Below are 18893 nucleotides of genomic sequence, written 5' to 3'. Positions count from 1 at the left end.
CAAGATCCCGTAGGGTGGGCAAAGCGGAGCGTGCCCACGACTTCCAAAGACGTGGGCACGGCGCTGACGCGCCTTTGCCCACCCTACGAATTCGGCGCCGCCCCTCAATACCCGCGGGCCCACCAGTAGCAGAAGCGCTCGATGTTGGCGGGCAGTGCGGTTTCGTAATTGGCCCACTTTTCATACTTCGGCAGCTTCACTTCCTTCATTGCGGTGTCGAAGCACTTGCCGCTATCTGCGGCCTTCTTCACCTCGGTGGAGAGATCCTCCATGTAGGCGATATCGTCCTCGATGTCCTTCTTGGTGCCGAAGCGGCCGCCGGCATAGGGATGGCCGGGGATCATCCGCTCCCAGTCGAGTGACGCCAGCTTCTTCAGCGAGGCGATGTATTCCAGCGGCGAGGCGTTGTCGGGGATGTTGCGGAACTGGACCTGCTCGATCGGTGCGAAGTCGACCACGAAGACGATCTTCTCCTTCGGTAGGCGCATCACGAGCGAATTGTCGGAATGGTTGCGGCCGACATAGTTCAGCTCCAGGGTGGTGCCGCCGAGCGTGATGCTCTTCTTGTCGTCCACCACCTGGTCCGGCATCACGACATCGGCGAGCAGCGATTTCTGCTTCTTCAGCTCGAGGAAACGCTCCTTGGTCCGCCGGTGCGCGATGAAGGTGGCGCCGAGATCCTTGAAGGGCTGGCCGCCGGCGATGTGGTCGTAGTGGTGGTGGCTGTAGACGACGTATTTGATCGGCTTGTCGGTGACTGCCTTGATCGCATCGATATAGGGCTTGGCTGGACGCAAATAGGCGATCGGGTCGGTCGCGATCACGCCCTGCGGCGTCACGATGAAGATCGATTGATGGCCGCCATAGCGGAAGACGTAGACGTTGTCGGTGCCGTCGACCTTCTTGGTCGAGGTCTGCGGAGGATTTTGCGCAGCAGCGGGTCCAAGTCCGGCAACGATTGCCGTGAGTACGGTGAGGCAAATCGATATCTTCATGTCTGACTTTCTGAAAATGAATGAGGGCGGGAGACAGGTATCCTCGCCATCACAAACGCTGGCGGAATGATTTTATTCCGCTGCATTGAGTCGCAGGCGATCCAGGCCGACACGGCATGATCCAGCGCCTAGCTGCCCCCGAGGAACTGGCGCGTCAATTGTGATTGCTCTCTCGATTGATCTCGCTTGACAGTCTTGTGGCACAGGAGGAGCATGGTCGCGGTCGCAAACAAGCGACGCGCAACGTCCACCTCATGAGCAAGGGGAGGTCTATGACTCCACCTCCGCAAACCCAGCCGCGTTAAGTGCGATGGAGCTCGTTCGGACTATCGCATAGCGGCAGAAACCGCGAACGGCACGCCGGGTCAAGGTTTAGCGGGCTGCATCAGTAAGGCAGAGCCCCTACCTTCCCGGCGCTGTATTTTGCATCACCCGATCATGTCGGATCAGCCCGGCGCGCCGAGTGCCTGATCGCATTCTGCTTTTCCCCCTTCTTCCACGTCGCCGTCATTTCGGGTCAACGCCTGGAATGACCGAGTGATATGGAATGAGGAGTTCCTTCCCCGCGGCGCATCCTTCGATACGAGTCGCTTCGTTGCGATCACGGTTCCTACATCTTCGCATTGCGGCAAATGCCAAGAGAATGTCGCCCCAAAGGCCAACTTCCGACACAGGCCGCGGGCGAATAGCGGCCATCCGACATGATGCATGCGCTTCGGCGGTGACGGGTCCCGACACCGCCGGTGCATGCATTTGTTCCAGGAGATCCTCGTGTCGCATAAGCTTGCCCCGGCGCTCCTCGCCGCTCTCTTCCTCGCGATCTCCTCTCTCTCAGCTGTCAGCGCCGAAACGCCTCGGCCGGCGACGAACAATGCCGCCGCGCTGTCGCCCGACGAAGCCAGGCGCGCGCTGGAGACGCTTCAGGACGACAAGAAGCGGACGCAGATGATCGATACGCTGCGGGTGATCGCCAATGCGTCCGGTCAGCAGCAGCCTGCGCCGCCCGCGCCCGAGCAGAAGTCGCCGATCCCGCTCTCGGCCGACGGTCTCGGTGCGCAGCTCCTGCTTACGGTGTCGGAGGAGATCGGCGACATTTCGAGCCAGATCGCCAGCGTGGCGCGGACGATCACGCATTTCCCGGCGTTCTATTACTGGATCGTGCGGACTGCGAATGATCCCGCGGCCTATAACCTTCTGATCGAGATCGCCTGGAAGCTTGCATTGGTGGTGGGTTGCGGGCTCGCGGCCGAATGGGTGCTGTTCCGCCTGATCCGTCGCCCGGTTGCCTTCCTGGAGGGACGCGTGCCGCAAACCGCGCATCTGCCCGCGCAGGTGCTGCCGATTGCCGATCCGCCGTCGTCGGTTGCCGATGTCACCCCTGCGCCCGAACTGAGCAAGCGGCGTCACAGCCTCGCGCGCGCCTGGCAGATCGTGCTGCGGCTGCCTTTCGTGCTGGGGCGCTTCCTCCTCGAACTCCTTCCCGTACTCGTCTTTGTGGGCGTTGCCACGGCGCTGATCGGCACCGAGCTCGGCGAGCCCACGACGGTTCGCCTCGTGATCCTCGCCGTCGTCAACGCTTATGCGTTCTCGCGCGGGCTCATCTGCCTGGTTCGGGCGCTGGCCGGACCCTTCGGCCTGTTCCCGGTGCGGGCCGAAACCGCGGCTTATGTCGAGATCTGGGCCCGCCGCATCGTCGGCGTCGGCGTCTCCGGCATCGCCTTTGCCAATGTGGCGCTGCTGCTCGGTCTGCATCGTGCCGGCTATGCCGCGCTGCTGCGCATGGTGATGCTGGTGGTGCACCTCTTCGTCGTCGTCATCATCCTGCAATGCCGCCGGCAGGTTGCCGAAGCGATCCGGGCGCCGGCCGACCGGCAGGGCATCGCCGCGCGCCTGCGCAACCGCATCGCTGGCGGCTGGCATTATCTTGCCATTGCGCTCGATCTCGCGCTATGGGCGGTGTGGGCGCTCAACATCCGCAACGGCTATTCGCTGCTGCTGCAATATTTCGTCGGCACCATCGCAGTCGCCCTGATCACCCGCGTCGCCATCGTACTGACGCTGAGCCTGATCGACCGCGGCTTCCGCATCAGGCCGGAGATCCTGCAGCGATTTCCGGGCCTGGAGATCCGCGCCAACCGCTATCTGCCGCTGCTGCGCAGAATTGTCTCCGGCGTGATCGCCTTCATCGGCTTCGTCGCCGTGCTCGAAGTCTGGGGTGTGGATGCCATCGTCTGGTTCTATGGCGGCCAGATCGGTAGCCGGCTGATCTCGGCCGTGGTGACGATCGGCCTCGCCGTGTTGGTTGCTGCCGCGATCTGGGAGGCCGGCAACGCGCTGCTGGACCGCCAGATCAACACGCTGTCACGGGACGGGCACTATGCGCGCGCTGCCCGCCTGCGCACCTTCCAGCCGATGCTGCGCACCGCGCTGCTGTGCCTGATCGCCACCGTCGTCGGCCTCACCGCGCTGAGCGAGATCGGTGTCAACGTCGCGCCGCTTTTGGCGGGCGCCGGCATCGTCGGTATTGCCATCGGCTTCGGCTCGCAGAAGCTGGTGCAGGATCTCATCACCGGGCTGTTCCTGCTGCTGGAGAACACGGTCCAGGTCGGCGACAATGTCAGCGTGTCCGGGCTTTCGGGCGTGGTCGAGAATGTTTCCATTCGAACGATTCGCCTGCGCGCAGGCGACGGCGCGGTGCACATCGTGCCGTTCAGCGCGGTCACGACCATCACCAATGCCAGCCGCGGAGCCGGCAACGCCTCGGTCAGCGTCAACGTCGCCTACAAGGAAGACACCGATCGAGCCGGCCAGATCCTCAAGGACATCGTCGAGGAGATGCGCCGCGAGCCCGAATTCCGGCCCCTGATCCGCGGCGACCTCGATCTCTGGGGCATCGACAAGGTCGATGGCGCGATGGTGTCGATCGTCGGCCAGATCCGCTGCACCGAAGCCGGGCGCTGGCCGGTCCAGCGCGAATTCAATCGCCGCATGAAGCTGCGCTTCCAGCAGAACGGCATCAATGTCGCGTCCGCGACCCAGACCATCCTGATGCACATCGCGCCGCCGGCCGATAGCGCCGCCAATCTGACGCCGCGGCGCGCGGCCGGCTGATCGCTGGGCGACTTCCCGCTTGCCTTGGCGCATTGTGGCGGCGTTCACTCCGCTGGCAACATGCGGACGGCAAAAGGAGGAGCGCGTGAACGATGCGGGCTGGGGGGCGTTGTGCTCGGCGCCCGGCCGTTTCCGTCGCGCGCGATCACTCTGATGATACCGTTTGCGATGACCACCGGCCTTCCTGAGGCCCGCGTGCCGCGCTCTCCATGGGCGGTGGCTCTGCGGCATTAATCTTTTGCCGCGCGATGGCGTTCTCGTTCGTTCTCGTTCGCGAGAAATCTCGCTGCGGTGCGAGATCACAATCGGCGTCTCAGTCGCTACGTCCTTGATCTCAATGGAACGCTGGTCGACAATGTACACAGGTTCAATGTGAAGCTCCTTGGGGGAATTTGTGAATAGACCTGCCCGGGTCGTTGCCCAATCGAAATCGTCCAATTCGCCGCAAGGCATGGCGCTGCTGCGCGATCCCCTGCTCAACAAGGGCACCGCCTTCACGGAAGCGGAGCGCGAGGCCCTCGGCCTGCGCGGCCTGTTGCCGCCTTGCGTGCTGACGATGGAGACGCAGGCGCAGCGCGTCCTCACCAATCTGCGCACGCTGCCCACGGACCTGGAAAAATACGTCGCGCTGAACGCGCTGCATGACCGCAACGAGGCGCTGTTCTTCCGCGTCGTCGTCGACAATATCGACGAGATCCAGCCGATCATCTACACCCCGACGGTCGGGCTGGCCTGCCAGAAATACGGCCTGATCTTCCAGCGGCCGCGCGGCATGTTCATCTCCTCGCGCGACCGCGGCCAGATCGCCGAGCTGCTGAAGAACTGGCCCTATCAGGCCAAGCTGATCGTCGTCACCGACGGCGAGCGCATCCTGGGGCTTGGCGATCTCGGCGCCAACGGCATGGGGATTCCCGTCGGCAAGCTGTCGCTTTATTCGGCCTGCGCCGGCGTGCATCCGGAAGCCTGCCTGCCTGTCGTGCTCGACGTCGGCACCAACAACGAAGAGCTGCTGAACGATCCCTATTATCTCGGCCTGCGCGAGCGGCGGCTGACCGGCGAAGCCTACGACAGCTTCGTCGACGAATTCATGCAAGCCGCGCGAAAGACCTTTCCGGGCGTGCTGATCCAGTTCGAGGATTTCGCCAATCATTCGGCGTTCAAGCTGCTGCACAAATATCGCGATGAAGCCTGCGTCTTCAACGACGACATCCAGGGCACCGCGGCGGTGGCGCTGGCCGGCCTGTTCTCGGCGCTGCGTGTCAATGGCGGCAAGCTGAAGGATCAGCGCATCCTGTTTCTCGGCGCAGGAGAGGCCGCGACCGGCATCGCCGATCTCGTGGTCTCTGCCATGATGGCGGAGGGCGCCTCGGAAGCCGAAGCACTCCGGCGCAACTGGCTGGTGGATTCCCGCGGACTCGTCGTCGGCAGTCGCGAAGGCCTCCACGGTCACAAGCTCCGCTATGCCCATTCCGACCAGGCGCCGATCGCCGACTTCCTCACCGCGATCAAGACGCTCAAGCCGACGGCGATCATCGGCGTTGCCGCGGTTGGTGGCGCCTTCACGCCCGAGGTGCTCAAGACGATGGCCGAGCTCAACGAGCAGCCGATCGTGTTCGCGCTCTCCAACCCGACCTCGAAGGCGGAATGCTCGGCGGAGGATGCCTATCGCTACACCGAAGGGCGCGCGCTGTTCGCCTGCGGCAGCCCGTATGATCCGGTCAAGCTCAACGGCCGCAGCTTCGTGCCGCGCCAGGGCAACAACTCCTACATCTTCCCCGGCGTCGGCCTCGGCGTGATCGCCAGCGGCTCGAAGCTGGTGACCGACGAGATGTTCATGGCGGCGGCCCACACGCTCGCCGATTGCGTCGGCAAGGAGGATCTTGCGCAGGGCAGCCTCTATCCGGCCCTGCCGCGCATCCGCGAGGTCTCGATCCGCATCGCCGCGGCCGTTGCCGACGTCGCCTATCAACGCGGGCTCGCCGACGGACCCGCGCCCAACGACGTCAAGGCTCTCGTTCAGTCGCAGATGTACGAGCCGCATTACTGAGGCCGCTCAGCCGACAGTTGATCGGCGCCGGAGCGCGATCCGGTCAGGCGCTCGCCAGGCTTTCGCTGGGCGCCTGATTTCGCTGCGTGGGGGCCGGCTCGGGGCTGTCTGTCCCGATTCAGGACGCGTCACTGTGGTGGAATCGTCACAGCTGACGCGAAACGGCGGCGGCCTCAGGCCCGCTTTTGTTCCGACAAGGTTCTGCCCTCATTGCCCACCGAAACTCCGCATCATTCGGAGGGCGCATCATGTCTTGCATTGCACGTGCCGAAACTGCCCGGATTTCATTGGCAACCTCGAGCCGGCTGCTGCTGGCCATCGTCGGTGCCGCCTCGCTCGCCGCCTGCGCGCAATCGCCGGCCGGCCGCCAGAAGGCCGATCTCGCGGCGACCGGCCGGCACGCTGCGGTGGAACGGCCGCACAAGGTGGCGGCGCTGCATCGACGCCCGATCAGCCGGGTGCGCATTCCCGATGGCGATGCAAAGCAGACCGCTTCGCATGGCGTCGCCAGCTTCTATTCGGACACCGAGACCGCGAGCGGCGAGAAGTTCGACAAGAACCAATTGACCGCGGCCCATCCGAGCTTGCCGTTCGGCACGAAGCTGCGCGTCACCGACGTGTCCTCCGGCCGCTTCGTGACCGTCAGGGTCAACGACCGCGGTCCCTATGTTCGCGGCCGCGTCGTCGACATCTCGCCGTCCGCAGCCGAGGCCCTCGGCATGGTCGACAGGGGCATCACCAATGTCCGGCTCGACGTCGTGCAGTGAGGCAAACTCCGTCGAACTCGACCCGCCGTACTTAACCGGCTGTTAGCCGCTCTGTCGCACCATGGCTGTCCAACAAGTCGGGGGCTCCGGGTTCGGCGCCCTCTCGGGAGGCGGCCCTTGAACACGATCCAGTATCTCGAAGATCAGGCTGCGCACGCCGAGCGGCTCGCCAAACGGATCACGGATGCGCTGACGATCGAAAGGCTGCTGAGCTTCGCGGGCGAGCGTCGCCGCGAGATCGAGGTCATCGCCGGCAGGCACCGCCGCGCCTGACTCCCGCGTCCATGCGCTGAGCGCATTCGCCCTCGCTACGAAGCGCGGAACTTGTTCGCCTCTCCTGCGTCATGTTGGCAGTGCATGAGGAGGAGGAATTCATGGGCTTTGGACGAGGTGCTTTGCTTTGGTTGCTTGGCGTGCCGCTGCCGATCGTTCTGCTGCTGGCATTGTTCTGGCATCACTAAGCTGACCAGATCACACGAAAGCGCCGCGCAAGCGGCGCTTTTTGTTGTCTGCGCAAACCGGCGAATTCACTCAGCCAATTCACTTCAGCTATGGCTCTCGACGAAGTCGCTGAGATAGTCGGGCAGCGTCACGCCGTCGATATCGCAGCGCGCCTTGAGCTCGCCGGCGACATCGGTCGAGATGTCCTTCATCCAATGTTCGAGCGTGTTGAACGAAATCACCTTGATGGGGTCGTTGAAGCAGCCGGCGACGAGCTCGCCGATCGTGGCTTCGAGATCGCTTCGTTCGATGCGAATCTCTCTCGCTTGGTCGAGGCGATCGATCACCACGAACAGGGTCTTGTCTGCGCCGTAGGGCACGACCGGGGATGGCACGCCAGCTTCGAGCATATCGGGCACTCACGCCTTGGCTTCCGATCTCCACCAACGGGAAAAACCGGCCGAAGGTTCCAGCGCGCCTGCAGGTGAAGTGCCGTCAGAGAAATTCTCTCCAGCGCGAGAGCTCGATGACGTGTTCGGGGGAGAGGATGCCGGTCACGAGCGGCGGCTGCGCCGCTGTCCGGATCTCATAGAGATGCCGGGTCGCCGCCGGCTTTTCCATGAACGCCGAGATGCACTGGTCGAGGGTGCCTTCACTGACCTGGTAAGGCTCCCGGTCCGGCCGGCGCTGGTTTGCCAGCGATGGCCATTTATGCAGGCGTGCATGCGCACCGAAATCGACCTTCGACTCCGCAACCACGTCCGCCATCGCTCCGCCTCACGCAAAAAACACCCCAGCACGCGGATCTACGTGCCGGGGCTCACACCAAACGTTGGATCCCAATGCCTGACCCACAACCCGGCAGCCGGGAAAAGGTTCCCGGCTGCCTTCTCGCAATCAGCTCGCCGCCGCCGCGATTTTGAAACCCGGGCCAGGCTCGCCGCGACTGACCTCCGGCAGGCCGGCGAAGCGTCGCAAGGCTTCCGCCATCTGCACCCGGCCGGACACACCCGTGATCACCACATCGACCATGGTAAAAGACGAGTGGAAATGGCCGTGCGCCTTCAACTGCTCGACCGGGACGCCCGCGGCCGACATCGCCTCGGCATAGGCGATGCCCTCGTCGCGCAGCGGATCGAACTCGCAGGTCGTCACGAAGGCCGGCGGCAATTTTTCGACCTTGCCGCGCAGCGGCGAGACGCGCGGATCGGTGCGGTCCGCCGGCGAGCAGTAGAGATCCCAGAACCAGTACATCAGCCCGCGCGTCAGGAAGTAGCCCGCGGCGTTGTCGTTGTAGGAGGGACGATCGAAGCTGCAGTCGGTGACCGGGCAGATCAGCAGCTGGCCGGCGATCTCAGGTCCGCCACGGTCGCGCGCGAGCTGGCAGGTGACGGCAGCGATGTTGCCGCCGGCGCTCCAGCCCGCGACCAGCACCGGTCCCGCTCTGCCGCCGAGTTCGGCGGCATGCTCGGCGATCCAGCGCGTGGCCGCATAGCCGTCTTCGGCCGCGGTCGGGAAGCGATGCTCAGGCGCGTGACGATAGCCGACGCTGACGAACATCATGTCGGTCCGCCGCACCATGTCGCGGCAGAACGGCTCGTCCGACTGCTCGTCGCCGAGCACCCAGCCGCCGCCGTGGAAATAGACCACGACCGGATGCGGTCCCGGCGTTGCCGGTTTGTAGACGCGGTACGACAGCGTGCCGTCGGTGACGGGCAGGGTGCCGTCGACGATGGCGCCGATCGGCCGCCCCGCGGGGCGGCCCTTGTTGAACTCGTTCACGAAGGCGCGCGCGCCTTCCGCGCCCATCGACTCGATCGGCGGCAGGTTCAACGACGTGAGCAGGTTGAGCACCAGCCGCACGTCGGGCTGCAGCCGCACCACCTCGCCGTCGTTGCATTGCGTGGCGCCACCGGGGCCGGTGAGCTTGAAGCCGAGCATGCCGCGGCTGACCACCTCGTCGCAGATGTTGCGATAGGGGCCGACGCCGCCGGTATAGGGCATCAGGCCCTGCACCTTGCCGGGGACGTTGGCGCCCGTGTACCAGGTGTTGGCGAGCCGATGCAGTGTCACCATCGAGCAGTCGGCCATGTGCCTGTTCCAGCCGGCCTGCGCCGTCTCGGTCGGCTCGATCGTGGTGAAGCCGGCATCGCGCAATGCCGCGAGGCGATCCACGACCCAGTCGACATGCTGCTCGATCGACACCGCCATGTTCGATAGCACCGACGGGCTGCCGGGCCCGGTGATCATGAAGAAGTTCGGGAAGCCCTCGACCGTGAGCCCGAGATAGCTCTGCGGCCCCTGCGCCCAGACGTCGGTCAGCGATTTGCCGCCACGTCCCGTGATGGGATGCACGGCGCGGATCGCCCCGGTCATAGCGTCGAAGCCGGTCGCGAACACGATGACGTCGACGTCGACGTTGCGCCTGGCCGTCGTGATGCCGCCGGCCGTGATCGTCTTGATCGGCTCCTGGCGCAGATTGACCAGCGTGACGTTCGGCCGGTTGTAGGTCGCGTAGTAATTGGTATCGAGGCAGGGACGCTTGGCGCCGAAGGGATGGTCGTCCGGCATCAGCGCCGCGGCGGTCTCGGGGTCCTTGACCGCGGCGCCGATCTTCTCGCGGATCAGGTCCTGGATGATCTTGTTGCCGTCGACATCGACGGCCTGGTCGGCCCAGAGCTGTGTCAGGATGTGGACGAGGTCGCCGGCCGCCCAGGCGCGTTCGAACCGCTCGCGACGCTCGGCGTCGCTCAATTGCCAGCTCACGACCGTCTGCTGCGGATACGGCACGCCAGCCATCGATTGGCGGGCCTGCTCGCGATACGCCGCGCGATCGGCCTGCAACAGGCTCATGCGGTCGGAGGGTGCCGGGCCGTTATGCGCGGGCAGTGCGAAGTTCGGCGTGCGCTGGAACACGGTCAGATGCGCGGCCTGCTCGGCGATCAGCGGGATCGATTGGATCGCCGACGAGCCGGTGCCGATCACGGCGACGCGCTTGCCGGCTAGATTGACGCCGTCATGCGGCCAGCGTCCGGTGAAATAGACCTCGCCCTTGAAATCCTTGACGCCGTCGATCTCCGGCGGCTTCGGCGCCGAGAGGCATCCGGTGGCCATGATGTAGTGGCGGCAGGAGACTGGCGCGCCGTTGTCGGTGGTGATGAGCCAGCGCTCTGCCTTCTCGTCCCATCTGGCTTCGGTGACCTTGGTCTTGAAGCGGATGTCGCGCCTGAGATCGTAGCGGTCGGCGACGAAGCCGAGATAGCGCAGGATTTCGGGCTGGGCCGCGTATTTCTCCGACCAGGTCCAGGCCGTCTCCAACTCGGGATCGAAGGTGTAGCTGTAGTCGATGGTCTGGATGTCGCAGCGCGCGCCCGGATAGCGGTTCCAGTACCAGGTGCCGCCGACGTCGCCGGCCTCATCGAGGGCGACGGCCGAGAAGCCGGCCTTACGCAGGCGATGCAGGAGATAGAGGCCGGAAAATCCGGCGCCGACCACGGCGACATCGACCTGCTGAGCGGTTCCGCGGTCTTCGGAGGCACGTGTGGCAACCATCGCGTCAGGCATGGCATCCTCCCGAATGTTTTGTTTTGCCGGCAGGCTATCGCTGCAGGGTCGGCTTGTCATCAGAGCAAGTGCAATCTTCGGTAGTCGTTTGCGGCGGCATCAAGGCCAATTGAACGTTGCGGCGCTACACGCACCGCGATGCACAATGGCCGTGATGACCCGGGGTAATCATGCCCGGTCCATCTGTGTATGCTTGCGGCTACAAGCCACGCGTAGCGATCGAGCGTCATGCCAGAGTTGAGTGAGCGGACCAAAGCCAACATGGACGTCGTCCTTGAGGAGACGTGCCGGCAATTGCCGCACGGCGGCGATCACGACAGCCGCAGATTCATCGCCGAGCGCTTGATCGAGGCCGCGCAAGCGGGGCACTCCACGCTCGGCGAGCTCGGCATCGTCGCGCGGCACGCGCTGGCGGAGATTCTCGCAAAGCGTGGTGCGTGAGCCGAAAGGCTTGCCTCTCGGCGCGCTCCGGACTTAACCTCACGGGGACCTTTCCGCGCATCGGGATGCTCCGAAGATGCGATCCTTGCTCGCGCTTCTTGCGGCCTCCATTGTCCTGTGCTGCGCCGGCTCGGCCGTGGCGCAGCCGGTCGGACAGTTTCCATTCGCGCTGACGCGTGAAGGACAAATGCTCGGTGCCGTCGAAGGCGAGGTGGCCTCGTTCAAGGGACTGGCCTACGCCGAGCCGCCGCTCGGCGCGCTGCGCTGGCGCCCGCCGCAGCCGGCGCCGGAAAGTTCGGAGATGCACACCGCCTACCAGTACGGCGCGCCGTGCCTTCAACAGTCGTTGCCTGATGCGAGCGAGGATTGCCTGACGCTGAACGTGTTCCGTCCCTTCGGGGTCGACGGGCCGCTGCCGGTGATGATGTTCATCCACGGCGGCGGCTTCGTCAGTGGCACCGCGAATGAGCGGCTGTTCGACGGTGCCAGGCTGGCGCAGGCCGGCCTCATCGTGGTCACCGTGAATTACCGCCTTGGAGTGCTTGGCTGGCTCGCTGATCCCGCGCTGACGGACGGCGGCTCCGGCAATTACGGCCTGATGGACCAGATCGCCGCGCTGCATTGGGTTCATGACAACATCGCAGCCTTCGGCGGCGATGCTGATAACGTCACCTTGTTTGGCAGCGGCGCAGGCGCGACATCGATCGCGCTGCTGATGTTGTCCGCGCAATCGCGCGGCCTGTTCAAGAAAGCCATTCTGCAATCGATCCCCGCCCGGGCGCGGTTGCGATCGTCGCAGGAGGCGGAAGCTATCGGCCGGCAGTTCGTGGCGGCGCTTGGACCGGAGGCGGATTTGCGCGCCGCCGAACCGCGACGCCTGCTGGCCGCCGAAAGCCGTCTCCTGGAGCAATCGCGGCACGGCTTCGCGCCGATGATGGATGGAGCCCTGGTGACCGAGGATATCGCTGCAGGCTTTGCGGCCGGACACCAAAGCCGCATGGCCCTGATGATCGGCTCGAACGACGACGAGACCGGTTTCGACGGCGAGTTCGATACCAGGCAGGAGCTTGCAGCGTCAGGCCTCACGATCGATGATCTGCGCAAGCTCTATCCCGATCTCGCCGAGCCTTCTCTCGCCAGTCCGACGGATATCGCGGTGAGGTTCTACTCCGATAAGGTCTTCTCCGAGCCCGCAAGACTGCTGGCGCGCCTGCACGCCGCAAGTGGCGGGGCGACCTTTCGCTATCGCTTCGCCTATGTGCCCGAGGCGCGTCGCGGCAATCCCGGGGCTGGGCACGGGCGCGAGCTGCAGTTCATCTTCGGTGCGGAAGGCGTGCCCGGAGCGGGCATCTTCTCGCGAGCCGATCGCGAGGTCGCCAGCCGCATGCGGTCCTATTGGATCAACTTCGCCAGGAGCGGCGATCCCAACGGTCCCGACCTGCCGCATTGGGACTCGGCCGCAGGCCGCGATCGCCTGCTGCTGATCACGAACGATCGCATCGCGAGCGGCGACGATCCCCTGGCGGAGCGTCTTGACCGGCTCGCGCGCTAGCGCGACACGAATGGGTTGGACTTAAGCCGCGAGCTCGACGCGGGGCGCCGGCGTCAGCCGGTCTTCCTCCAGATAGTCCATCGCGCCGTCCTTCTCGACGGCGTAGAACTGCTGGCCGTCCCGCGACTTGAAGGCGGCGCGAACGATGCCGCGGCGGCCCTTGTCACTGTTGACGACGTCCCCCAGCGCAAACTTCCTCATCTCAACGTCTCGCTTGTCTTCGGGCCGACTGCTTCGGCCGCACCGGGGATTTTGGGCGGCAATCGTTAACGACTTGCTAACCATGCCGGTTTGCCTATGCTCGCGGCCGTCGCGCGGGCGCTGGCACGCGCACCTTTCCGACGAGACCAATCCGATGACGCGATTACCGACCCTCTTCCTGTCGCATGGCGGCGGTCCGTGGCCATTCATGGAGGATCGGCGGGTGCAATACGCCAGGACCGCCCAGGAGTTCGGCCGGTTGCCTCAGCTGCTTCCCGAAAGGCCGAAGGCGGTGCTCGTCATCACCGGCCATTGGGAAGCCGATGCCTTCACCGTCTCGACCTCCGCGCAGCCGCCGATGGTATACGACTATTACGGTTTCCCCGAGCACACCTATCACCTCAAATATCCAGCGCCGGGCATGCCGGAGCTCGCAGCGAAGGTGAAGACGCTGCTTGCGGGCGAGGGCGTCGCTTGCCGGGAAGATCCCAACCAGGGTTTCGATCACGGCACCTTCGTGCCGCTCGGCCTGATGTATCCGAACGCCGACATGCCGATCGTGCTGCTCTCGCTGAAATCTGCTTACGATGCGGCCGAGCACATCAAGGTCGGCGAAGCCATCGCCGCGCTCCGCGACGAAGGCATTCTGATCGTCGGCAGCGGGTTGACCTATCACAACATGCGTGGCTTCAACCGGCCGGAGTCGAAGCCGGTCTCGTATGATTTCGAAGCCTATCTGAACGAGGCGATCAGCAACCCCGATCCCGCCCGCCGCAACGCGATGCTGGTCGATTGGGAGAATGCGCCCGGCGCACGGCTCGCGCATCCGCGCGAGGACCATCTGCTGCCGCTGATGGTGGCCGCCGGCGCCGCCGGCAGCGATATCGGCAAACGCGTCTTCGTCGACGAGGTCGCGAGCGTGGCGATGGCGTCGTACGTGTTTGGTGGGTGATCTTCTCCCTCGCCCCGCAGGCGCAGGGCAATCGCATATGCTTCGCAGCGACATCGGAGCAAGCGCCTCGTCCTTCGAGACGACCGCTTCGCGGTCTCCTCAGGATGAGGCTCGGCTGCGTCGGTGTGCTTTGAATCCGTACCGCGCACTCCGCCCTCATCCTGAGGGGCCCGCCAACGGCGGGCGTCTCGAAGGATATGCCGCGGCGAAGGTCGCCTCAAATGCGATAGCCCTGCCGCAAGCGGGAAGAGATGAAGGAAGGCGCCTCACCCGTATTTCAGCTTCATGAACAGGATGCAGCCGGCGAGCACCATGGTGATGGCGTTGGCGGCGACCAGCGGCGCATCGCCCGAGAGCAGGCCGTAGATCAGCCACAGCGCGAGGCCCAGCACCATCACCAGGAACATGCCGAGCGAGATGTCGCCGGTGGAGCGGGTCTTCCACACCTTGATGGCTTGCGGCGCGTAGGCCACGGTGGTGCAGGTGGCGGCGGCAAAGCCGATCAGCTTGATCACGAACGGGTCCATGCCGGCTCTATAACATGGATTCGACGGTCATGCTTCTCAGGGCGGCCATCCATGCGGCCGTCGGTGCGCACGCCTCGTCCTTCGAGACGGCGCTTACGCGCCTCCTCAGGATGAGGCTAAGCAGCGCCGGTGCTGTCGAGGTTCGTTGCCGCGGACTCCGTCCTCATCCTGAGGAGACCGCGAAGCGGTCGTCTCGAAGGATGGCTGAGGGTCTCGAATGCCCTGCCGCTTCAGGCGCGGGCCGCCATCAGATCACGATACAGCGCGGCATAGTCGCCGGCGCGGTTGCGCCAGGAGACGTCGGTCGCAAGGCCGTTTCGTTGCAGCTTGCGCCAGGTCGGCTTGTCGTGAAAGGCGGTGTTGGCCTTGCGCAGCGTGCCGGCAAGGGCCTCTGCCGTCACGGGTGCGAACTTGAAACCGGTGGCATCGCGGCCGGAGGCGTCGGCCTCTCCGATATCCACGATGGTGTCCTCCAGCCCGCCGACGCGTGAGACGATCGGAACGGCGCCGTAACGCAGCGCGCAGAGCTGGGTCAGGCCGCAGGGCTCGAAGCGCGACGGCACGATCAGTGCGTCGGATCCGGCCTGGAGCAGGTGCGCCAATATCTCGTCATAGCCGATCACGACGCCGATCCGGCCGGGATTGGCGCGGGCTGCGGACTGATAGCGATCCTGAAGATCGCGGTCGCCGCTGCCGAGCAGCGCGAGCTGCATGCCTTCGGCCAAAATGGTCGGAAGGGCCTCGAGCAGCAGATCGAGACCCTTTTGCCAGGACAGCCGGCTGATGACGCCGAGCAGCGGCGCCTCGTCGGAGGAATCGAGACTGAACTGCTGCTGCAGCACCGCCTTGTTCGCGGCCCGGAAGGTCAGGTCCTCGGCGCCGTAGCGGTAGGCGATGTGCGGATCACCTTGCGGATTCCACACCGAGACGTCGATGCCGTTGAGGATGCCGCTCAGCACGTTGGCGCGTGCGCGCAACAGGCCGCCGAACCCCATGCCGCCTTCGTCGCTCTGGATTTCCTGCGCGTAGGTCGGCGACACCGTGGTGATGCGATCGGCGAATTGCAGGCCCGCCTTCAGGAAGCTGATGCCACCGAAATATTCGATCTCGTTGACGCTGAACGCGTGCCAGGGCAGGCCGATCGCACCGATCAGCTCGGGAGCGAACTTGCCCTGATAGGCCATGTTGTGGATGGTCATCACGGTGCCGGGCCGCGGGCGATCGTCATAGTGCAGATAGGCCGCCGCGAGCCCGGCCTGCCAGTCATGGGCATGGACGATTTCGGGCACGAAGGCGGGGACGAGGCCGTGGCCGATATCGGCGGCGATGCGCGACAGCGCCGCGAAGCGCACGCCATTGTCCGGCCAATCGACACCTTCGGTGGTGACGTAAGGGTTGCCCGGCCGCGCATAGAGATGCGGCACGTCGAGCACGAACAGGTCGAGCCCGTCATGGGAGCCCGCAAGCAACCGGCCCCGCCCGCCGAAATAATCCGGCCAGCTCCGGATCTCCTCTGCGTTCGATACCAGCCGCATCACGTCGGGATAGCCCGGCATCAAGGTGCGCATCTCGACGCCATGCGCCTTCAGCGCGATCGGCAGCGCGCCGGCAACATCCGCGAGGCCGCCGGTCTTGACGATGGGATAGACTTCAGATGCGACCGCGAGGACGCGAACAGGCGTCATGTATTGAGCCTGTCGATCATCGGCTGGGTGACGAGCGAGATCCCCTGCTCGGTGGTGCGGAAGCGCTTTGCGTCGAGTTCGGGATCCTCGCCGATCACGAGTCCCTCCGGAATTTCGACGCCGCGGTCGATCACGACGTTCTTCAAGCGGGCGCCGCGGCCGACTTGCACATAAGGCATGATCACGGCGTTCTCGACATTGGCGTAGGAGTTGATGCGCACGCCGGTGAACAGCAGCGACCGGCGCAGCGAAGCGCCGGAGATGATGCAGCCGCCCGAGACCAGCGAACTCACGGCCTGGCCGCGCCGGCTCTCCTCGTCATGGACGAATTTCGCCGGCGGCGTGATCTCCGCATAGGACCAGATCGGCCAGGAGCTGTCGAACAGATCGAGCTCGGGCACGACGTCGGTGAGGTCGATATTGGCAGCCCAGTAGGCATCAACGGTACCGACATCGCGCCAATAGGCGCGTTCCTCGGTGCCGGTGCGCACGCAGGAGGTCGAGAATTGGTGCGCCATCGCGCGGCCGTTCTTGACGAGGTAGGGAATGATGTCCTTGCCGAAATCGTGGTTCGAGTTCGGGTCCTCGGCGTCGCGCTTGAGCTCCTCGAACAGGAACTTCGCGTTGAACACGTAGATGCCCATGCTGGCGAGCGAGACGTCCGGCTTGCCCGGCATCGGCGGCGGATCCTTCGGCTTCTCCAGGAATTCCTGGATCCAGCCGTTCTCGTCGATATGCATGATGCCGAAGCCGGAAGATTCTTGCCGCGGCATCTCCAGGCAACCGACGGTGACGTCGGCGCCGCTCTCGACGTGCTGGCGCAGCATCACCTCGTAATCCATTTTATAGATATGGTCGCCGGCCAGCACGACGATGAAACGGCAGGCGTGGGTTTCGATGATGTCGATGTTCTGGTAGACGGCATCCGCCGTGCCGACATACCACATGTTCTCGGAGACCCGCTGGCTCGCGGGGAGGATGTCGAAACTCTCGTTGCGTTCGGGGCGGAAAAAGTTCCAGCCCATTTGAAGATGCCGGATCAGGCTGTGCGCCTTGTACTGGGTCGCGACAGCAATGCGGCGGATGCCCGAATTGACGGCATTGGACAGCGCGAAATCGATGATGCGGGACTTGCCGCCGAAATAGACAGCCGGCTTGGCGCGGCGGTCGGTCAGCTCCAGGAGCCGGCTGCCACGTCCGCCGGCCAGGACGAAGGCCAGCGCCTGACGGGCAAGCGGCTCGGGTCTCGCGGCACTCATGTCATCCTCCCACACACCCGGCGCAGGGCCGAGGCTATTCGTCGCGAGAAACCTCGCTCCCTTGGAACCGATAGTAGCGGTACGAATAGTCAATCGTGAAGTAGGTTGTTGGTTGCGAAGGCGGGAAGCTTAATGCTTTTGCGTTGGCCGCAGGGCTCCGGCATCGCGTCGGCGTCACGTCGGGCAGAGCAGGCGCGTTGGTCCGCCTCGCAGGTCGGCAGCCGCTTCGCAGAAGCATGAACGGGACTTGTGCGCCGCACGCAAATCCGGGCTTTAAAATCCCGGCTTTGACTTGGCGCAAAGATGCCCGATCATGCTGTTGCGATCCTTTTCCAAGCGAAACGTCAGACAGGGAGCAAGTTGATGAGGATCTGGAAAACGGCAATTGCCTGTTCGGTCGCCGGCGTGGTCATCGCTGGCCAAATTCAACAGGCGGCAGCGGCCCCGCTGCCGACCAACGTCGCGACCATGAAGGCCGCGGTCGGTGACGATGTCGCGCAAGTGCATTGGCGCGGTCGTGGCTGGGGATGGGGTGGAGGCGGCCTCCTTGCCGGTGCGATCATCGGCGGCGCCATCGCCAGCGGCGCGCCTTATGGCTACGGCTATTACGGCGGCGGTCCGTATTACGGCGGCTATGGGCCGGGCTATGGCTATGGTTACGCGCCGGCCTATTACGGCGGCTATGGATACGCACCTGCCTATCCGCGCTATTACCGGCCCTATCGTCCGTACGGCTATGGCTACGGTTACTACCGGCCGTACCGGGTCTATCACCGCCACTATCACCGCCGATATTGGTGAGAGCCGGTTCGAGCATGCGCGCAAACGATGAGCGTTTGCGCGCACCTCCGCGCGGCATCGCGGCGTGCCGGGACAGACTGCGCGAGATATCGACGGTGCTTGCTGCTCTTTCACGAAAGTAACAATGTGTGATGGTCCTGCCGGGGATTGCTCGGCAGTATGCTGGAACTCGAGGAACAAATGCACGTTTGCAGCGCCGGGCGGGGCCAATCGGGAGCGGTGCCGTGCGAGCGCAAACGACGCTATTCTTTTCACTGGCCTGTTTTTCTTTTTCTGCCTTTTCCGTCGCCCGCGCCGAAAGCGGGCTCGCTTCCTATTACGGCTACGCAAAGGCCGGCAAGGGCGAGCTGACCTGCGCGCACCGGACCCGCCCGTTCGGCAGCGTGCTCAAGGTCTCCTACAGCGGCCGCACGATCCAATGCCGCGTGAACGATCGCGGCCCCTTCATCCGCGGCCGTATCGTCGATCTCTCGGTGCCCGCCGCCCGCGCGCTCGGCATGATGAGCGCCGGCGTGGTGCGGGTCTCCGTGGAATAAGCCGGCCCGCGCGC

General features: G+C 64.7%; 17 protein-coding genes. 9 read left to right on the top strand and 8 right to left on the bottom strand.

Translation table 11 applies throughout. The features are described from left to right. Positions 1-104: 104 nt before the first annotated feature. Complete coding sequence (locus CIT39_RS26095) at positions 105-995, bottom strand: MBL fold metallo-hydrolase (protein ID WP_094977452.1); 891 nt, start codon at positions 993-995, stop codon at positions 105-107. Positions 996-1766: 771 nt separating this feature from the next. Here CIT39_RS26095 and CIT39_RS26090 point away from each other — a divergent pair. The 4 genes from CIT39_RS26090 (at position 1767) to CIT39_RS26075 (ending at position 7193) form a co-directional block, all read left to right on the top strand. Continuing rightward, positions 1767-4106: a mechanosensitive ion channel domain-containing protein gene (locus CIT39_RS26090; RefSeq protein WP_094977849.1), complete on the top strand. Its 2340-nt coding sequence runs from the start codon at positions 1767-1769 to the stop codon at positions 4104-4106. A 451-nt stretch (positions 4107-4557) separates the two neighbouring features. Continuing rightward, positions 4558-6153 carry an NAD-dependent malic enzyme gene (locus CIT39_RS26085; protein WP_244607638.1) on the top strand — a complete coding sequence of 532 codons (1596 nt, stop codon included), beginning with the start codon at positions 4558-4560 and terminating at the stop codon, positions 6151-6153. A 248-nt stretch (positions 6154-6401) separates the two neighbouring features. Beyond that, the gene (locus CIT39_RS26080; RefSeq protein WP_094977454.1) at positions 6402-6920 is read left to right on the top strand and encodes a septal ring lytic transglycosylase RlpA family protein; all 519 of its coding nucleotides are present in this window, start codon (positions 6402-6404) and stop codon (positions 6918-6920) included. A gap of 117 nt (positions 6921-7037) precedes the next feature. Beyond that, positions 7038-7193 carry a hypothetical protein gene (locus tag CIT39_RS26075; RefSeq protein ID WP_162848673.1) on the top strand — a complete coding sequence of 52 codons (156 nt, stop codon included), beginning with the start codon at positions 7038-7040 and terminating at the stop codon, positions 7191-7193. 272 nt (positions 7194-7465) lie between these two features. Here CIT39_RS26075 and CIT39_RS26070 read toward each other — a convergent pair whose 3' ends face one another. From CIT39_RS26070 to CIT39_RS26060, 3 genes are all read right to left on the bottom strand, one after another. Further along, positions 7466-7771, bottom strand: coding sequence for a hypothetical protein (locus CIT39_RS26070; protein ID WP_162308686.1), 306 nt, complete (start codon positions 7769-7771; stop codon positions 7466-7468). An 85-nt stretch (positions 7772-7856) separates the two neighbouring features. Next, positions 7857-8129, bottom strand: a complete 273-nt coding sequence (locus CIT39_RS26065; RefSeq protein ID WP_094977455.1) for a hypothetical protein — start codon at positions 8127-8129, stop codon at positions 7857-7859. A gap of 129 nt (positions 8130-8258) precedes the next feature. Next, a complete protein-coding gene (locus CIT39_RS26060) occupies positions 8259-10925 on the bottom strand; it encodes a flavin-containing monooxygenase (protein ID WP_094977456.1) in 2667 nt (888 codons plus the stop codon). 228 nt (positions 10926-11153) lie between these two features. Between CIT39_RS26060 and CIT39_RS26055 the strand changes: the two genes are divergently transcribed. Both CIT39_RS26055 and CIT39_RS26050 read left to right on the top strand, forming a co-directional pair. Beyond that, positions 11154-11366, top strand: a complete 213-nt coding sequence (locus CIT39_RS26055; protein ID WP_094894007.1) for a hypothetical protein — start codon at positions 11154-11156, stop codon at positions 11364-11366. 76 nt (positions 11367-11442) lie between these two features. Next, on the top strand, positions 11443-12918 hold the full coding sequence (locus CIT39_RS26050) for a carboxylesterase/lipase family protein (RefSeq protein ID WP_094977457.1): 1476 nt from the start codon (positions 11443-11445) through the stop codon (positions 12916-12918). A gap of 21 nt (positions 12919-12939) precedes the next feature. Here the strand turns inward: CIT39_RS26050 and CIT39_RS26045 are convergent, their stop codons facing one another. Next, positions 12940-13119 carry a hypothetical protein gene (locus tag CIT39_RS26045; protein WP_094977458.1) on the bottom strand — a complete coding sequence of 60 codons (180 nt, stop codon included), beginning with the start codon at positions 13117-13119 and terminating at the stop codon, positions 12940-12942. Between the two features lie 154 nt (positions 13120-13273). Here CIT39_RS26045 and CIT39_RS26040 point away from each other — a divergent pair, with 154 nt between their 5' ends. After that, a complete protein-coding gene (locus CIT39_RS26040) occupies positions 13274-14071 on the top strand; it encodes a DODA-type extradiol aromatic ring-opening family dioxygenase (RefSeq protein ID WP_094977850.1) in 798 nt (265 codons plus the stop codon). A 266-nt stretch (positions 14072-14337) separates the two neighbouring features. Here CIT39_RS26040 and CIT39_RS26035 read toward each other — a convergent pair whose 3' ends face one another. The 3 genes from CIT39_RS26035 to glgC all read right to left on the bottom strand — a co-directional run bounded on the left by CIT39_RS26035 (position 14338) and on the right by glgC (position 17542). After that, entirely contained in the window at positions 14338-14598 is a 261-nt protein-coding gene (locus CIT39_RS26035; protein WP_094977459.1) for a SemiSWEET transporter, read from the bottom strand. A gap of 230 nt (positions 14599-14828) precedes the next feature. Beyond that, positions 14829-16283 (bottom strand): glycogen synthase GlgA, encoded by a 1455-nt coding sequence (gene glgA / locus CIT39_RS26030; protein WP_094977460.1) that lies wholly within the window; start codon positions 16281-16283, stop codon positions 14829-14831. Then, on the bottom strand, positions 16280-17542 hold the full coding sequence (gene glgC, locus CIT39_RS26025) for a glucose-1-phosphate adenylyltransferase (protein WP_094977851.1): 1263 nt from the start codon (positions 17540-17542) through the stop codon (positions 16280-16282). The genes glgA and glgC overlap by 4 nt, the downstream gene beginning before the upstream one ends. Before the next feature lie 363 nt (positions 17543-17905). Here glgC and CIT39_RS26020 point away from each other — a divergent pair, with 363 nt between their 5' ends. Further along, positions 17906-18343, top strand: coding sequence for a hypothetical protein (locus tag CIT39_RS26020; RefSeq protein ID WP_094977461.1), 438 nt, complete (start codon positions 17906-17908; stop codon positions 18341-18343). A 224-nt stretch (positions 18344-18567) separates the two neighbouring features. After that, positions 18568-18879 carry a septal ring lytic transglycosylase RlpA family protein gene (locus CIT39_RS26015; protein WP_094977462.1) on the top strand — a complete coding sequence of 104 codons (312 nt, stop codon included), beginning with the start codon at positions 18568-18570 and terminating at the stop codon, positions 18877-18879. Positions 18880-18893 lie beyond the last annotated feature (14 nt).

This window comes from Bradyrhizobium symbiodeficiens (assembly GCF_002266465.3).
Classification (GTDB): domain Bacteria; phylum Pseudomonadota; class Alphaproteobacteria; order Rhizobiales; family Xanthobacteraceae; genus Bradyrhizobium; species Bradyrhizobium symbiodeficiens.
The sequence above is the reverse complement of the archived record's forward strand: the minus strand, read 5'-3'. Positions and strand labels throughout refer to the sequence as shown.

Coding starts and splice junctions, on each gene's coding strand:
- CIT39_RS26095 (WP_094977452.1), bottom strand. CDS start 995: ATGAAGATATCGATTTGCCTCACCGTACTCACGGCAATCGTTGCCGGA.
- CIT39_RS26085 (WP_244607638.1), top strand. CDS start 4,558: ATGGCGCTGCTGCGCGATCCCCTGCTCAACAAGGGCACCGCCTTCACG.
- CIT39_RS26080 (WP_094977454.1), top strand. CDS start 6,402: ATGTCTTGCATTGCACGTGCCGAAACTGCCCGGATTTCATTGGCAACC.
- CIT39_RS26070 (WP_162308686.1), bottom strand. CDS start 7,771: ATGCTCGAAGCTGGCGTGCCATCCCCGGTCGTGCCCTACGGCGCAGAC.
- CIT39_RS26065 (WP_094977455.1), bottom strand. CDS start 8,129: ATGGCGGACGTGGTTGCGGAGTCGAAGGTCGATTTCGGTGCGCATGCA.
- CIT39_RS26060 (WP_094977456.1), bottom strand. CDS start 10,925: ATGCCTGACGCGATGGTTGCCACACGTGCCTCCGAAGACCGCGGAACC.
- CIT39_RS26055 (WP_094894007.1), top strand. CDS start 11,154: ATGCCAGAGTTGAGTGAGCGGACCAAAGCCAACATGGACGTCGTCCTT.
- CIT39_RS26050 (WP_094977457.1), top strand. CDS start 11,443: ATGCGATCCTTGCTCGCGCTTCTTGCGGCCTCCATTGTCCTGTGCTGC.
- CIT39_RS26045 (WP_094977458.1), bottom strand. CDS start 13,119: ATGAGGAAGTTTGCGCTGGGGGACGTCGTCAACAGTGACAAGGGCCGC.
- CIT39_RS26040 (WP_094977850.1), top strand. CDS start 13,274: ATGACGCGATTACCGACCCTCTTCCTGTCGCATGGCGGCGGTCCGTGG.
- CIT39_RS26035 (WP_094977459.1), bottom strand. CDS start 14,598: ATGGACCCGTTCGTGATCAAGCTGATCGGCTTTGCCGCCGCCACCTGC.
- glgA (WP_094977460.1), bottom strand. CDS start 16,283: ATGACGCCTGTTCGCGTCCTCGCGGTCGCATCTGAAGTCTATCCCATC.
- glgC (WP_094977851.1), bottom strand. CDS start 17,542: ATGAGTGCCGCGAGACCCGAGCCGCTTGCCCGTCAGGCGCTGGCCTTC.
- CIT39_RS26020 (WP_094977461.1), top strand. CDS start 17,906: ATGAGGATCTGGAAAACGGCAATTGCCTGTTCGGTCGCCGGCGTGGTC.